13 protein-coding genes are annotated in these 15,036 nt (G+C 66.7%); 9 read left to right on the top strand and 4 right to left on the bottom strand.

What is annotated here, in order from left to right:
• Positions 1 to 25 precede the first annotated feature (25 nt).
• The 6 genes from JOE69_RS15420 to JOE69_RS15445 all read left to right on the top strand — a co-directional run bounded on the left by JOE69_RS15420 (position 26) and on the right by JOE69_RS15445 (position 6,865).
• Positions 26 to 1,231 carry an argininosuccinate synthase gene (locus JOE69_RS15420; RefSeq protein WP_296364176.1) on the top strand — a complete coding sequence of 402 codons (1,206 nt, stop codon included), beginning with the start codon at positions 26 to 28 and terminating at the stop codon, positions 1,229 to 1,231.
• Positions 1,228 to 2,700, top strand: a complete 1,473-nt coding sequence (gene argH, locus JOE69_RS15425; protein WP_309800171.1) for an argininosuccinate lyase — start codon at positions 1,228 to 1,230, stop codon at positions 2,698 to 2,700. The genes JOE69_RS15420 and argH overlap by 4 nt, the downstream gene beginning before the upstream one ends.
• Positions 2,701 to 2,800: 100 nt before the next feature.
• On the top strand, positions 2,801 to 3,553 hold the full coding sequence (locus tag JOE69_RS15430) for a maleylpyruvate isomerase family mycothiol-dependent enzyme (protein ID WP_309800174.1): 753 nt from the start codon (positions 2,801 to 2,803) through the stop codon (positions 3,551 to 3,553).
• Between the two features lie 72 nt (positions 3,554 to 3,625).
• Complete coding sequence (locus tag JOE69_RS15435) at positions 3,626 to 4,942, top strand: calcium:cation antiporter family protein (protein ID WP_309800177.1); 1,317 nt, start codon at positions 3,626 to 3,628, stop codon at positions 4,940 to 4,942.
• Positions 4,943 to 5,021: 79 nt separating this feature from the next.
• The gene (locus JOE69_RS15440) at positions 5,022 to 6,050 is read left to right on the top strand and encodes an ATP-binding cassette domain-containing protein (RefSeq protein WP_309800179.1); all 1,029 of its coding nucleotides are present in this window, start codon (positions 5,022 to 5,024) and stop codon (positions 6,048 to 6,050) included.
• Complete coding sequence (locus tag JOE69_RS15445; protein ID WP_296364182.1) at positions 6,047 to 6,865, top strand: ABC transporter permease; 819 nt, start codon at positions 6,047 to 6,049, stop codon at positions 6,863 to 6,865. The genes JOE69_RS15440 and JOE69_RS15445 overlap by 4 nt, the downstream gene beginning before the upstream one ends.
• A gap of 76 nt (positions 6,866 to 6,941) precedes the next feature.
• Here JOE69_RS15445 and JOE69_RS15450 read toward each other — a convergent pair whose 3' ends face one another.
• The 3 genes from JOE69_RS15450 to JOE69_RS15460 form a co-directional block, all read right to left on the bottom strand.
• Positions 6,942 to 10,235, bottom strand: a complete 3,294-nt coding sequence (locus tag JOE69_RS15450) for an AfsR/SARP family transcriptional regulator (protein ID WP_309800182.1) — start codon at positions 10,233 to 10,235, stop codon at positions 6,942 to 6,944.
• Between the two features lie 107 nt (positions 10,236 to 10,342).
• The gene (locus JOE69_RS15455) at positions 10,343 to 10,864 is read right to left on the bottom strand and encodes a methylated-DNA--[protein]-cysteine S-methyltransferase (RefSeq protein WP_309800185.1); all 522 of its coding nucleotides are present in this window, start codon (positions 10,862 to 10,864) and stop codon (positions 10,343 to 10,345) included.
• Positions 10,861 to 12,459, bottom strand: a complete 1,599-nt coding sequence (locus tag JOE69_RS15460) for a DNA-3-methyladenine glycosylase 2 family protein (RefSeq protein ID WP_309800187.1) — start codon at positions 12,457 to 12,459, stop codon at positions 10,861 to 10,863. The genes JOE69_RS15455 and JOE69_RS15460 overlap by 4 nt, the downstream gene beginning before the upstream one ends.
• 112 nt (positions 12,460 to 12,571) lie before the next feature.
• On the opposite strand from JOE69_RS15460, the gene JOE69_RS15465 reads away from it, so the two are divergent.
• Together JOE69_RS15465 and JOE69_RS15470 are read left to right on the top strand one after the other, a co-directional pair.
• The gene (locus JOE69_RS15465; RefSeq protein ID WP_309800188.1) at positions 12,572 to 13,243 is read left to right on the top strand and encodes an SDR family oxidoreductase; all 672 of its coding nucleotides are present in this window, start codon (positions 12,572 to 12,574) and stop codon (positions 13,241 to 13,243) included.
• Positions 13,240 to 13,944 (top strand): DNA-3-methyladenine glycosylase, encoded by a 705-nt coding sequence (locus JOE69_RS15470; RefSeq protein ID WP_309800190.1) that lies wholly within the window; start codon positions 13,240 to 13,242, stop codon positions 13,942 to 13,944. Before JOE69_RS15465 ends, JOE69_RS15470 begins: the two co-directional genes overlap by 4 nt.
• 55 nt (positions 13,945 to 13,999) lie before the next feature.
• Here JOE69_RS15470 and JOE69_RS15475 read toward each other — a convergent pair whose 3' ends face one another.
• Positions 14,000 to 14,248 carry a hypothetical protein gene (locus JOE69_RS15475; protein WP_296364188.1) on the bottom strand — a complete coding sequence of 83 codons (249 nt, stop codon included), beginning with the start codon at positions 14,246 to 14,248 and terminating at the stop codon, positions 14,000 to 14,002.
• Positions 14,249 to 14,469: 221 nt separating this feature from the next.
• Here JOE69_RS15475 and JOE69_RS15480 point away from each other — a divergent pair, with 221 nt between their 5' ends.
• Positions 14,470 to 15,015: an adenine phosphoribosyltransferase gene (locus JOE69_RS15480; protein WP_296364189.1), complete on the top strand. Its 546-nt coding sequence runs from the start codon at positions 14,470 to 14,472 to the stop codon at positions 15,013 to 15,015.
• The last annotated feature ends 21 nt before the right edge of the window (positions 15,016 to 15,036 follow it).

The raw sequence follows: 15,036 nt of genomic DNA on the forward strand, positions 1-15,036 counted from the left end.
AAACCAAAACATCTAAGGAGTTTCCATGACTGATCGCATCGTGCTCGCCTACTCGGGTGGCCTCGACACCTCCGTGGCCATCGGCTGGATCGGTGAAGCCACCGGCGCCGAAGTGATCGCGGTGGCGGTCGACGTCGGCCAGGGCGGCGAGTCGCTGGAGACCGTTCGGCAGCGTGCGCTCGGCTGCGGCGCGGTGGAAGCCTACGTGGCCGACGCCCGGGACGAGTTCGCCGACGAATACTGCATGCCCACCCTGAAAGCGAACGCGCTCTACCAGGGTCACTACCCGCTGGTTTCCGCGATTTCGCGCCCGGTGATCGTCAAACACCTGGTCAAGGCGGCCCGCGAGTTCGGCGCGACCACGGTGGCGCACGGCTGCACCGGAAAGGGCAACGACCAGGTGCGCTTCGAGGTCGGCATCCAAACCCTCGGCCCGGACCTGAAGTGCATTGCGCCGGTCCGCGACTTGGCGCTGACCCGGGACAAGGCGATCGATTACGCCGAGCGGAACAACCTGCCGATCGAAACCACCAAGAAGAACCCCTACTCGATCGACCAGAACGTCTGGGGCCGTGCGGTGGAAACCGGATACCTCGAAGACATCTGGAATGCCCCCACGAAGGACATCTATGACTACACCGCGACGCCGGAATTCCCGCCGGCCCCGGACGAAGTCGTGATCTCGTTCCAAGCCGGCGTGCCGGTGGCGCTCGACGGCGTGCAACTCTCTCCCTTGCAGATCATCCAAGAACTGAACCGCCGGGCCGGCGCCCAGGGCGTCGGCCGGATCGACGTCGTCGAAGACCGCTTGGTGGGCATCAAGAGTCGCGAAATCTACGAAGCTCCCGGCGCGATGACTCTGATCACCGCGCACAAGCACCTGGAAGACGTCACCATCGAGCGGGAACAAGCCCGGTTCAAGGCGACGGTTGGCCAGCGCTGGTCCGAGCTGGTCTACGACGGCCAGTGGTTCTCCCCGCTCAAGCGTTCGCTCGACGTCTTCATCGAGGACACGCAGAAGTACGTCTCCGGGGACATCCGGGTGGTGCTGCACGCGGGCGTGGCCGCAGTCAACGGACGGCGCACCGAGACCGGCCTGTACGACTTCAACTTGGCCACTTACGACACCGGCGACACATTCGACCAGTCGCAGGCCAAGGGCTTCATCGAACTCTGGGGCATGTCCGCGAAGACCGCGTCCAGCCGGGACGAGCGGGTAGCCGGGGCATGAGCAACGCCACGAACGAGGTGGGCCCACGGACGCAGGGGTCACCGATTGAGCGAAGCGAAAACGGGGGGCATCCGGGGACGCTGTGGGGTGCCCGGTTTGCAGGTGCTCCGGCGGATGCGCTCGCCGCGCTGAGCAAGTCGACGCATTTCGACTGGCGGTTGGCGCGTTACGATTTGGCCGGATCGCGGGCGCACGCCCGGGTGTTGGGGCGCGCTGGCTTGCTGACCGGCGTCGAGCTCGACGGCATGCTCGCGGCTTTGGACCGGCTCGACGCCGACGTGGCTTCCGGGACCTTCGTCGCGGCGGAGTCCGATGAGGACGTGCACGGGGCGCTGGAGCGCGGGCTGATCGAGATCGCCGGGCCGGAACTCGGCGGCAAACTGCGCGCCGGGCGCTCCCGGAACGACCAGATCGCCACCTTGGGCCGGATGTTCCTGCGCGACCACGCGCGGCTGATCGCCCGGGGCGTGCTCGGCACGGTCGACGCCCTGCTGGCGCAGGCCACCGCCCATCACGGCGTGGCGATGCCGGGCCGGACGCATCTGCAGCACGCGCAACCGGTGCTGTTGAGCCATCACCTGATGGCGCACGCCTGGGCATTGCTGCGGGACGTGCAGCGGTTGCAGGACTGGGACCGGCGGGCTGCCGTGTCGCCCTACGGCTCCGGGGCGCTGGCCGGTTCTTCGCTGGGCCTGGACCCGAACGCGGTCGCCGACGAGCTGGGCTTCGATTCCGCGGCCTGGAACTCGATCGACGGCACCGCAGCACGCGATGTCTTCGCCGAGTTCTCCTGGATCTGCGCGATGATCGGGGTGGACTTGTCCCGGATCAGCGAGGAAGTCATTCTCTGGGCGACCAAGGAATTCTCCTTCGTGACCCTCGACGACGCTTTTTCCACCGGCTCGTCGATCATGCCGCAGAAGAAGAACCCCGATGTCGCGGAACTCGCCCGCGGCAAGGCCGGTCGGCTGATCGGCGATCTCACCGGGTTGCTGGCCACATTGAAGGGTTTGCCTTTGGCCTACAACCGGGACCTGCAAGAGGACAAGGAACCGGTGTTCGACGCCGCGGATACCCTGGAGCTGCTGCTGCCGGCCGTCTCCGGGATGATCGCGACGCTGGAATTCAACACCGGGCGGATGCAGGAACTGGCCCCATTGGGCTTCGCCCTGGCCACCGATGTCGCGGATTGGCTGGTCCGCCAAGGCGTGCCCTTCCGGGACGCGCACGAACTCTCCGGGGCGGCGGTCAAACAAGCCGAATCGCGCGGCGTCGAGCTGTGGGATCTGAGCGATGCGGAATACGCCGCGATTTCGCCGAAGCTGACCCCCGAGGTGCGCGCGGTACTGTCCACCGAGGGTTCTTTGGCGAGCCGGAACGCCCAAGGCGGAACTGCGCCGTCCGCGGTTCTGGAACAGCGGGCCGCTTTGGAAGCCCAGTTGGCGCCGCTGCGCGATTTCGCCCGCTAGTTTCTGCCGCTGAGCGTCGAGATATGGCGACTAAGATGCCTCGAAAACCACCATATCTCCACGCTCAGCGGAATGGCTCGGAATCCGATACCTTTGTCACATGACACTCAGCGAGGGAGCTGCGCTCCTGCCCGCCATCGCGGAAATGCAGCAAGCGGCGTGCCAGTTCCGGCAATGGCTGGCAGACCACGGCGACGACGACATCCGGGAGCCCTCGGCACTGCCGGGTTGGAGCCGGGCGCAGTTGTTCGCGCATTTGCGCGGGGTCGGCCTGGGCCTGGCCCGGCAGCTCGAGTACGCGAAGCGGCAGGAAATCGTCGAGATGTACGACGGCGGCATGGATGGCCGGAATGCGGACATCGCCAAGCACGCCGCGCTGGAGCAGCCGGAATTGCTCGCCGAATTGGAATCGGCGCTCGGCCGGCTTTCCGCCGCGCTGGATGCGCTCGATGATGCGGATCTGACCACGAAGACCGCTTACCGGGACGGCAACGTCACCGACGTGGTCAACGCCGGCTGGCGGGAATTGGTCATCCACCACGCGGATCTGCGGATCGGCGCGAGCAGCCAGGATTGGAGTCCGGCATTTTGCCGGCACCTTTTCAGTTTCCTGGAGGCGCGGGTTCCGGAAAAGACCCGGTTGGTGCTGCAACCGCTCGGCGCCCAGCCGGTGACTTTGAGCAATGGCAACACTTCCGGCAAAAGCTACGTGATCACCGGCCAGCTCAACGACATCGCCGCCTGGTTGGCCGGCCGGGAACCGATCGGCCAGGTCGATGCGTTCGCCGCGGCGGACGCGATCGAGCTTCCGGAATTGCTCGCTTGGCCGTCCGGAGTCCCGGCCAAGCAGTGATCGGGATGCTGTCTTGCATTCAATAAATATTTAGATATCATGATATTTAAATAAATAACTGATTGGAGCAGCATGAAGATCTCCGCGCGATTGGCCCGACGCTTGATCGTGGCTCTGTGCATCGTCGCAGTCTTGATAACGCCAGGACTGATCCTGAAGTTTTCCGGTGCCGAGATCGCGCCGCTGGCATCGCTGCTGATTTACGGCATCGCCGTGATCGCGGCCTCGTTCGCTTTGGCCTGGACCGGAGAAGCCGCGGAGAAGGACATTTCCGGCGGGCTCATGGTGGGCTTGCTGGCGATCACCGCAATCCTGCCGGAATACGCGGTCGATCTGTATTTCGCGTTCAGCGCCGGTTCGGATCCCTCACTGACCCAATACGCGGCCGCGAATATGACCGGCGCCAACCGGCTCCTGCTCGGCGTGGCCTGGCCGCTCATGGTGCTGGTGGCCTGGCTGGTCTACCGTTCGGTGAAGCGGAAGCAGGCTGCGGTGGATCCGGACATCGAGACCAAACCGTTCGCCGTCGTGGTCCGGCGCGGCTACCGTCTGGAGCTCGGGCTGCTGATCATCGCCACGGTCTTGGCGTTGCTGATTCCGCTGACCGGGCAGATCAACATCCTGCTCGGCGTCGCGATGCTGGGGCTGTTCGTCTTCTACCTCTACCGGGCGTCCAAATCGGAAACCGAAGAGCCGGAATTGATGGGCGTCTCGGAAAGCATCGGTGCGCTGAGCACGGTGCCGCGCCGGATCATGCTCGTGGTGCTCTTCGTCGGCACCGCGGCCGTGATCCTGATGTTGGCCGAGCCGTTTGCGCAAAGCCTCATCGCCGCGGGCCGGCAACTCGGGATCAGTGACTTCCTCCTGGTCCAGTGGCTCGCGCCGTTGGCCTCGGAAGCGCCGGAATTCGTCATTGCGATCCTGTTCGCGATGCGCGGCAAAGCCGGCATGGCACTGGGTCTGCTGATCGCCAGCAAGGTCAACCAGTGGACCGCGCTGGTCGGCTCGCTCCCGGTCGCCTACATGGTCGGTGGCGGCGGCTGGACGATGCCGATGGACCCCCGCCAAGTGGAGGAGTTCACGTTGACTGCGGCCCAAACCCTGTTGGGCATTTCGATCCTGCTCTGCATGAAATTCTCCGGCCGTTGGGCCACCGTGCTGTTCCTGCTTTTCACCACGACCTTCATCTTCACCAGCACCGAAGCGCGCTACCTGGTGGCTGCCGGGTACACGGTACTGGCTGTGGTCCTGTTGGTGGCGCACCGCCGGGCAATTTGGCCCACGGTCAAAATGGCGGTGACCGGCAAGGACAGCGACGACGGATTCCCGGTGCACCTGCCGGGCAAGGAACACCGGCGGGGCATGTCCCGCCCGGTAAGCCGGATGTAAGCAGTCGGTAAGGGCTCTTTGGCAGGATGGTCTTCGAACGCAATAGCGAATCCTAGAATCATTCGAAAAGGAGCCCTCCATGAACTCCCCAGATCTGGCCGTCGAGGCCTATGGGCTGGTCAAGGTGTTCGGTGACAACCGCGCCGTCGACGGCGTGGACCTGAAAGTCCAAGCCGGCACCATATACGGTGTGCTCGGCCCCAACGGGGCCGGCAAGTCCACCACGATCAACATCCTGGCGACGCTGCTGCGCGCCGACGGGGGAGAAGCCCGGATCTTCGGCCACGACGTGGCCAAAGAGGCGCAGATCGTCCGCCAGCTCATCGGCGTCACCGGGCAATCCGCTTCGGTGGATGAAAACCTCAGTGCCACGGAGAACCTTCGCCTGTTCTCGAAGCTGCTCGGGCTCAGTGGCAAGCAGGCCCGGATCAAGAGTGCCGAACTGCTCGAAGAGTTCGGCCTGGCCGAGGCCGCAAAGCGCCCGTTGAAGAAGTTCTCCGGTGGCATGCGCCGGCGCCTGGATCTGGCGGCCAGCTTGATCGCGCAACCGCCGCTGATCTTCCTCGACGAACCGACGACCGGGTTGGACCCGCGGACCCGGGCACAGATGTGGGACACCATCCGACGGCTGGTCTCCAGCGGATCCACGGTCCTGCTGACCACGCAGTACTTGGACGAGGCGGACCAGTTGGCGGACCGGATCGCGGTGATCGACAAAGGCAAGGTCGTGGCCGAAGGCACCGCCGACGAGCTCAAAGCCTCAGTGGGCAACTCGGCGTTGCTGCTGCGCCTGGCCGATAAGGCGGACATGGCTGCGGCCAAGCTGCTGATCGAACGGACGCTGGGCGCCAGCGCCACGGTTTCCCCGGAAGCGGGCCGGCTCACTGCCCCGATGCAGAGTCCCGATGCGGTGACCGACCTGCTGATCGAACTGCGCAACGCCGCGATCCAGGTCGCTGAGATTTCCGTGCAGAAGCCGAGCCTGGACGAGGTCTTCCTGGCGCTCACCGGCCATGCCGCCACTGAAGAAGAAATCCCCGACGACGCCAGCGAACTCGGCGCCGTCCCCGGGCAGAATGCCAAAGCGCAGAAAGCAGGCACCCGATGAGCACTTTGACCCAGGCCATCAATCCGGCCACCGCGCGGTTGAAGAACCACGTCAGTTTGCAGCAGACGATCCGGAACTCGTTCACCATGGCTTGGCGCGGGCTGCTCAAGATCAAACGGACCCCGGAGCAGCTGCTCGACGTCACGCTGCAGCCGATCCTGTTCACGGTGATGTTCTCCGCGATCTTCGGCGGTGCGATCGCGGGCAGCGTCGAGCAGTATTTGCCGTATATGCTGCCCGGCATTCTGGTGCAGACCGTGATCACCACGTCCGTGGTCACCGGCGTGCAATTGCGCGAAGACATGGACAAGGGCGTCTTCGACCGGTTCAAGTCACTGCCGATCGCCCGGATCGCGCCGCTGGCCGGAGCCCTGCTCGCAGATACGCTCCGTTATGCGATCGGCACCACATTGACCTTCGCCACGGGTTTCGTGATGGGGTACCGGGCCGCAGGCGGGGTCGGCAATGTGATTCTCGCCGGACTCCTGGTCGTCGTCTGTTCCTGGGCGGTGAGCTGGATTTTCGCCTTCTTCGGCGTGATCGCCCGTACCGCGGCCAGCGTCCAGGGCATTTCCTTCCTGGTGCTGTTTCCGCTGACTTTCCTGTCGAACGCCTACGTGCGGCCGGAGTCGATGCCGCCGTTCTTGGAAGCATTCGTCAACGTGAATCCGCTGTCATTCCTGATCAGCGGCCTGCGGGACCTGACCAACGACGGAGTATTCAGCTCGAATGCCTGGTTCGCGCTGATCGGCGCGGCGGCAATTGTGCTGGTCTTCGCGCCGCTCACGGTCCGGGCGTACATGCGCAAGGCTTGAGCCGGTAGACGCCGCCGGTTTTGGCTGACGCCGGGGAAATTTCCGCGGCGTCAGCCAAAATCGGCGGCAAATTCAGTTAACGCAGCGCTGGGTCTCGGAGCAGAAGGTACGCGCGGTCCAGCGCCGTTTCGGTTTCGAAGCCGGGAGCCGCGCGCAGCGCCCGGGCCACGGCGGCATCGCCCAGCCGATTCCGTGCCGCGCGCAGATGCGGCTCGCGGAGCAGCGAAGGCATGTCCTGGCGGCCGTCGGCCATCGAGACCAATTCGAGTCCGATGCGGCTCCGCGGGCTCTCCGGCGGACTGGTCAGCACCGCCCAGGAACCGATGACCAGCAGCGATGAACCCAGGACCGGCCGGTCGGTGAAGGCGTCGCCGCCGATCCGCCGCCAGACCAAAGTGCGTACCCGGAGCCGGGCGATCCAGTGGTCCAAGGGCGGCAGTACGCCGTCCGGCCCGGGCCGCGGCGTACTGCCGTCGAGCCCGAACAACAGATGGGCGCCGATCGCCGCGGAATACAGCAACGGACCGTAGGGACCAGGCGGCATCTGCCGGTAGACCGGCGAATCCAAGAGCGTCCGGTAGATCTCCAAGCCTTCGGCGAGCTGACCCGAATGCAGTGCGATCTCGGCCTGGAGCGCAATCGTGCTCCCGGCCAGCACGGCTTGCTCCGGATCGTCGCCCGGCACGCTGGCCAGCGCGGTTGCCAGGGTTTCCCGGGCCGCGCCCAGCTGTCCGATCGAGACTTGGCTCGCCGCCATCATCGCGTGCAGCTGGCGCAAGTCGCCGACCGCGTCCAAAGCCTGGAGCTGGCCGAGCGCCCGGGTGGCCCAGATCAGGGACTGCGCGTGGTTTGCGCGCTGCGAGAAAAGCTGCGAAAGCGACACCGACACAGTGCCCATGGTCCACGGGTCGCCGTACTTCTTGGCCAGTCGGAAGGCCTCCTGCGCGGCGGTGATCGCCTTGACGGTTTGCCCCGAATTCTCCAGCAAAAATGCTTCGGCCATGTATGCGGACGCCTGGGTGAGCGCATTTCCGCTGGATCGGGCGCTGGCAATGCTGGCCTGCAGCCGGTGTGCCGAGCCCAGATTCAGCCAGATCGCGGCCATGGTCCGCAAATGCTCGTCCGTTTCGACCTCCCGGGCCAGCATCCGCCGGATCATGGTCCGGGCCCGGGCGGCAAGCCGCAGATCGACCATGCCGACGTTGCCGGACAGCACGGTGAAGCTCAGCAGCGCGGCAGGCACTTCGCGGTCGTCGATCTCCTGGCCGACGACGGCGTCCCAGACTGCCGGGGCGAAACTGATCACATCCTGGTGCATGGAGCGGATCGACCAGTAGTTGCCCAGCAAGCCGAAGATCCAGAACACCGTCGGGCTGTCTTTTTCGGTCAACGCCCGGCGCAGCAGGAAAACCAGGTTGTCCTGCTCCACCGTGATGTCCCGGATGGTTTCGACTTGTTGCGGCCCGTAGCAGCGGTCCATGCGGCCCAGGCACCAATTCCGGGCCCAATCCGCCATCCGTCCCGCCACGGTCCGTTGCTCGCCGGCGACGTCCTGTTCCAGGCTGCCGAACTCCCGGACGGTTTCCAACATCCGGTAACGCAGCTGCCCATTGAGCGGATGCTCCTGGATCCGGAGCAACGATTGGTTCAGCAGGGCTTCCAGGTCGTCCTCCACCGAACTGGAATCCGTGCGGTCCCAGCCGGCCACGGCGACCGCGGCATCGAGCGAAAATCCATCCGGAAAACTGCACAGCCGGCGCAGGGTGGCTTGTTCCTCGGTTTGGAGCAGGCTCCAACTCCACTCGATCACCGCGCGCAGGGTGCGGTGCCGCTCCGGGGCAGCCCGATCCGAGGCGCGCAACACCGTGAGCATGGCGAATTTTTCGGTGATCCGGTTCTGGATCTCCTCGACGCTCATCGTCCGGACCCGGGCTGCGGCCAATTCGATCGCCAGGGGCAGCCCCTCCAGCCGGGCGCAGAGGCTGCTCACCGCCGGCATCGGCAGGGCGGCGCCTGGCCGCGCCGCGTTGGCCCGTTCCAGGAAAAGCGACACGGCCGGCGGCGTCCCTTCAGCGGAAACCACGGCCAGCGCCTGCAACGGGTAAATCCGTTCGCCAGCGATGTCCAGGGGGGACCTGCTGGTGGTGAGCACCTTCAACACGGCCACCGAGGCGATCAAATCCGCCACGATCGCGGCCACGTCGGCGATCACGTGTTCGCAATTGTCCAAGAACAGCAGGGTTCTGCGTTCGGCGAGGTTCGCGATGATCCGCTGCCGGACATCGACGGCGACCCGCGCGGCCTTCTGCCCCGGCTCGGCGATGCCCAGAGCCGAAGCCAGAGCCAGCCAGATATCGGCGCCGTCGCGCACGCTCGCCAGTTCCACCACCACGACACCGGGCAGGCCCGCGGCCGCGGCGCGCTGGGCGACTTCCATGGCCAAACGCGTTTTGCCCAGTCCGCCCGGCCCGAGCACGGTGGTCACCCGGCCGGACTCCAGCAGCGCTTCGACGCCGGCCAGATCCGCATCCCGGCCGAGCAGCTCATTCGGCGCGGCGCGCACCCCGGAGACGAACTGGCGTCGGGCTGGAACCGGCGGGTTGCCGGGTATCCGCTCGGGGCTTCCGGGGGCCAGCAATCTGGCCTGCAGGGCTGCGGCTGCCGGACTGGGCGAGCTGCCCAGCTCGTCGCGGAGCCTGCGGCGGAACAGTTCGAAATGCTCAAGCGCCTCCGGGGTGCGGTCGGCCTCGTGCAAAGCCCGGACGAAACGCAGATTGGCTGCTTCGTTCAACGGTTCGAGTTCGGCCCGGCGGGACAGAGCCGGCACTGCCGCGGGGGCGTTTCCGGCCGCGAGCAAGGCTTCGCCGCGGATCTGCTGCAGGTCGCCGAACAGCCTTTCGGCCTGCCGCCGGAGTTCGTCCAGCGCGGGCGACGGCGAGGCGTCTCCGCCTGGATCCCCGGTCCAGAGCCCGAGGGCCGCCTCAGCGATCGAATTCGCGGTCAATGGGGCGTCCGGCAAGGCGGCCACCGCATCCCGGTACGACTGCTCGGCATGCCAGAGGTCGATGTGCGCCGCGGTGACGCCGAGCCGGTAGCCGCCGCTGCTGCTTTCCAGCAATGCCGGACAAAACGAACGGGTCCTGGAAATCAAGGTGTGCAACGCGGTTTTCGCCGAAGCCGGGGCGTCCAATCCCCAAACATCGTCGATGAGCTGTTCCGCGCTCGAGATCCGGCCAGGCGCCAGTGACAACGCGATCAACAAGGCTTTCGCCCGGGGGCCCGGCGGCGCCGCGACCCGATCCGGGCCGAGCGCGACCTCGACCGGCCCCAACAACCGCAGTTGCGGCAGTCCGGGATCAGATGCGCTCATTCCTCAGATAGTACCGGCTCGGCGGGGATTCGGGTCCGGTGAGCCGGACTGGTCATCGGTTGCGGCCCGGTCCGCGGCCTCCGGCTGCGAAGCGGGCCGCGCCGGAATCAGGCAGCGGACTCGCGGGCCAGCAGGCTTTCCTTGATCTGCACGCCCCAGCGGAAGCCGCCCATGCTGCCGTCCAACCGCACCACCCGGTGGCAGGGGACGAAAAGTGCGGCGGCGTTGAAGGCACAGGCGCTCGCCGCCGCGCGGACTGCCTGCGGATTCCCGGAGAGCTCGGCGTAGTCGCTGTAGGTCACCGGCTTCCCGGGCTGCACGGTGCGCAGCACCTCCCAGGCATGGCTGCGGAACGGCCCGGATTTCTGCAGCACTTCGATCTGCCCGACTGCGGCGAAATCGCCGGCATAGAAAGCCCGGACTGCTGCTTCGATTTTCGCGTCCGGGGCCGCTTCGGTGATCTGCTCGGGGCGCAGGCTGCGGTGGATCTGGCCGGAGAGCTCGGCGACCGAGTCGGTCCATCCGGAGGCCAGGACCACCGCGGTCCCTGGCCGTTCCGGGGTTTCGGACGACGTGATGACACCGAACGGTCCGTCCGGGGTGGTTAGCGTGAAGAAATTGGCATTCATGCGTTGGCGTCCTTTTGCTCGTTGCTGACTGAGGTTCGAAGCCTTGCGGTGCGCGGCGCCGAGGCCGGTGCGCCGGGTCCGATTGCCCGATCGGCTGGCCGGGCCGCGGCGGCCCGCCAGAAATGGACTGTCGCATAGGAGCGCCAGGGACTCAGTGCCGCGGTGTCCGCAGCATCGAGCCCCACCGCGGCGAGGCCCTTGCGGACTGCCACGTCGTTGTCCAAGAAGATATCCGGGGCGCCGAGCAACCGCATGGCGAGGTAATTCACCGTCCAGGGCCCGATCCCCGGCAGCGGAAGGAGCTTTTCGCGCAGCGACTGGACGTCGTCGGCCACACCCAGGCTGAGTCCCCGGCCGGATTCGTCGGATCCGGCCAGACGGGCCATCGCGGCGAGGATCGAATCGGTGCGCCGCTTCGGTCCGCGCAGGAAGTCGGCCCCGTGCTCGGCGATCTGGGCCGGGCTCGGGAAGAGCCGGTCCAGGCCGGCGACTGGGCTGTCCACGCTGCCGCCCAGGGCGGCGAGCCGGTGCAATTGCCCGCGGGCGGCTTGCACCGTGATCTGCTGGCCGACCATCGCGCGCAGCAGCATTTCTGACGCTTCCAGCGCTCCGGGCAACCGGATGCCGGGCACTGCGGCAAGGCGTTCCGGCAAGCTGTTGCGCAGGCCGTTGTCGATGGCGATCGGATCGGCATCCAGGTCGAAGAGCCGGCGGACCCGGCTGAGCAGCGTCGGCAAGTCTTTCAGGTCTTGCAGACTCGCCTGCAGCAGCAAGTGGTCGGTGGCCCAGGCCCGTTGCCCGGAATCCATACCGGCAGGCAGCTCGGGCAATTGCACCGTGATGCTGGCGTGGCCCAAGGGCAGTGCCAGGGTGCGGGAATAGCTTTCCGCATCCGCCAGTTCGACGCCGTGCACCGCGCGGGCGGCCAGGAAATCGAAGATGCCGTGGTCGTAGGGCGGGCGCAGCGGAAGTTTCAGGTTCAGGGCGGTTCCGCGCAGGCCGGAGCCGGCCCCGGCGGCAGCCGGCAGGTTGCCGCGCTTCGTCGCCGTGGCGCGCAACTGGCCGGGAGTCAGGTCGAAGACCTGTTGCACGGTGTCGTTGAACTGCCGCACCGAGGAAAAACCCGAGGCGAAGGCGGCATCCGCGAACTTCATGCCGGTCGAGGTCAGCAGCGCCCGTGCGGTCTGGGCACGGGCTGCGCGGGCCAGGGACAACGGGCCGGCCCCGAGTTCGGCGAGCAGGATTCGGTTCAGCTGGCGCACCGAATAGCCCAGCTGCGCCGCGAGCAGTTCCACGCCGCCCCGGTTGACCACGCCGTCGGCAATCAACCGCATCGCCCGGGCCGCGACGTCGGAACGCAGATTCCATTCCGGCGTTCCGGGAACCGCCTCGGGCAGGCAGCGTTTGCACGCCCGGTAGCCGGCCTCGTGCGCTGCCGCGCTGGTCGGGTAGAAGTGCACATTTTCCCGGCGCGGGGTGCGGGCCGGACAGGATGGCCGGCAGTAGATTCCGGTGGACCGGACCGCGGTGTAGAACTGACCGTCGAAGCGGGGGTCCCGCGCATCGATGGCCCGGTAGCGTTGTTCGAAGTCCATGAGTCCATCCTGACAGCTCGACCGGACCTATGCTAGCGGAAATCGGACATGGCGGTGCGGGGTCGGAGCCTGGGGCATTCCGGCATCCGCCGCCGCGTGGCAGGATGGCAGCATGAAGATTGTGATTGCCGGCGGACACGGCCAGATAGCGCTTTTCCTGGGTCAGCAGCTTGCCGCTGCGGGGCACCAACCGGTGGGGCTGATCCGGAAACCCGGGCAACAGGACGAGCTGCGGTCCCGGGGGATCGCCCCGGTGCTTTTGGACATCGAAAACTCTTCGGTGGACCAGCTCGCTCAGGCGCTGATCGGTGCCGATGCGGTGGTTTTCGCGGCCGGGGCCGGGCCGAACAGCGGAGCAGCCCGCAAGGACAGCGTCGACCGTGCCGGTTCAGTGCTCCTGGCCGATGCCGCCGAACAAGCCGGCGTCCGGCGATTCGTCCAAATCTCATCGATGGGTGCCGACTCGGTGCGTGCCGGCTCCCGGCCAGACGGCATCGACGATGATTTCTACGCGTATCTGGTGGCCAAACTCGGAGCCGAAGAAGATCTGGTTGCCCGGTCCGGACTGGACTGGACGATCCTCCGCCCGGGCCGGCTGGTGGACGACGCCGGCACCGGCCGGGTGCTGCTCGCCGAGCAGACCGGCCGGGGCTCCGTGCCACGGGCCGATGTGGCGTCGGTGGTGGCCGAATTGCTCTTGGCCGGAGCCGGCGTCGGGCAGGTGGTGGAACTGATTTCCGGCGACACCCCGATTGCCGAGGCAGTCGGCGCGCTCACCGCGTGAGCGGCCCGGCAGGGTTGCCGCTGGCCGAATTCCTGGTGCAGGACGCGCTCACCGTGGCGCCGTTGCTGCTCGGGGCCGAGCTGACCAGCAGTTTCGACGGCGGATCCGGCCGGAGCGCCCCGGTGACCGTCCGGATCACCGAAGTCGAAGCCTATTTGGGCGAAGAAGATCCGGGTTCGCATGCTTTCCGCGGGCCGACGCCCCGGACCCAGGTGATGTTCGGCCCGGCCGGATACTTCTACTGCTATTTCGTGTACGGGATGCATTGGAGCGGGAACATCATCTGCTCGCCGGCGGGCACGGCGTCCGCGGTGCTCTTACGGGCCGGGGAGATCATCCGTGGCGTCGAACTGGCCCGCTCCCGGCGGCCCGCCACGAAACGGGACGCCGACTTGGCCTCCGGCCCGGCCAGGTTGGCTGCGGCGCTGGGTTTGGCCCGTGCCGCGGACGGAGTCCGAATCCACGACTTGGCCGCGGACCCGAGTTCCGTCGAGGCGGCTGCGGCGCCCGGGCTCGGGCTCCGGCGGAACGCCCTGGCGGCTGCGGAGACGATCAGCAGCGGGCTCCGGGTCGGGGTCAGCGGGGCCGGCGGCACCGAGCAGTTTCCTTGGCGGTTTTGGATCTCGGGGAATCCGAGCGTTTCCAAATACAAAGCTGCGGTGCCCCGGAAGAGATCCGGGGCACCGCAGTCTGGTGCTTGATTGCGCTGATCCGTCCGGGCCGGAAAACCGGCCCGGCAGAACCAGTTTTCGGGGGTTACGGGCAGTAAACCGTCACGATGACCCGGGGCTCCGGCGCGCAGATCCACGGCTTCGGTGCCGGGTCTCCCGCCGCGCAGTTCGGCTGCGCTTCAGCCGGGGTCGAGTCGTTCAGGGTCTGCCCTGCGGAAAGGGGCTCGGATCCGCAGGTCCAGGACGTGGCATTTGCCGGGGTGGCGACGAACAGCGCCATGCCGGCCAAACAAACCACAGACCCGAGCGCGGCCGACCTCTTGAGCAGCTTCATGGAATATCCTCTCGAAAACGCCGTGCGGCATTCGCCGGCATCAGCTTGAGCAACAGGGTAGCCCAGCGGTGGGGATATGACCAGGGTCACTTTGTCTCCGGGATCAGCCGGAGCGGAGCCCGGTATGGCATTGTTGGTTTCCGGCAGTAGGGCTTTTCCGGGGCAGACCCCGGATCCGGCACCCGGACAGACGAGCATGATGAGTGGGAAACAGGGTTGGCATGCAGCACGATTCCAAGACGGACGAAACAGTCGAAGCGCGGATCAACCGGTTGTGCGCGACGGTCCCCGACTACCCGAAACCCGGTATTACCTTCCGTGACCTCACTCCGGTGTTCGCCGACGGGGCCACCCTGCGCGCCGTCGTGGATGCGCTGATCGAGCCATTCGAGGGGCAATTTGATGCGGTTGCCGGCGTCGAAGCACGGGGTTTCCTGCTGGCGGCGGCCGCGGCGTACGCCAGCGGCACCGGCGTGATCACGGTGCGCAAGGCCGGGAAGCTGCCCCGGGCCGTGTACACCGAAAGCTACGACTTGGAATACGGCAAGGCGGCTTTGGAGTTGCACCAAGACGATATTCCGGCGGGTTGCCGGGTGCTGATCCTGGACGATGTGCTGGCCACCGGTGGAACCCTGGCGGCGGCATCCCGGCTTTTCGCCAGGGCAGAGGTGAACGTGGCCGGCTATGGAGTAGTGCTCGAATTGGGCGAACTGCACGGCCGCGCCGCATTGGCCGGACACCGGGTGCGTTCGCTGGTCCGTTTGTAGTTCCATGAGCGGCCTCCGTTT

The sequence above is a fragment of the Arthrobacter russicus genome (assembly GCF_031454135.1).
Taxonomy (GTDB): domain Bacteria; phylum Actinomycetota; class Actinomycetes; order Actinomycetales; family Micrococcaceae; genus Renibacterium; species Renibacterium russicum.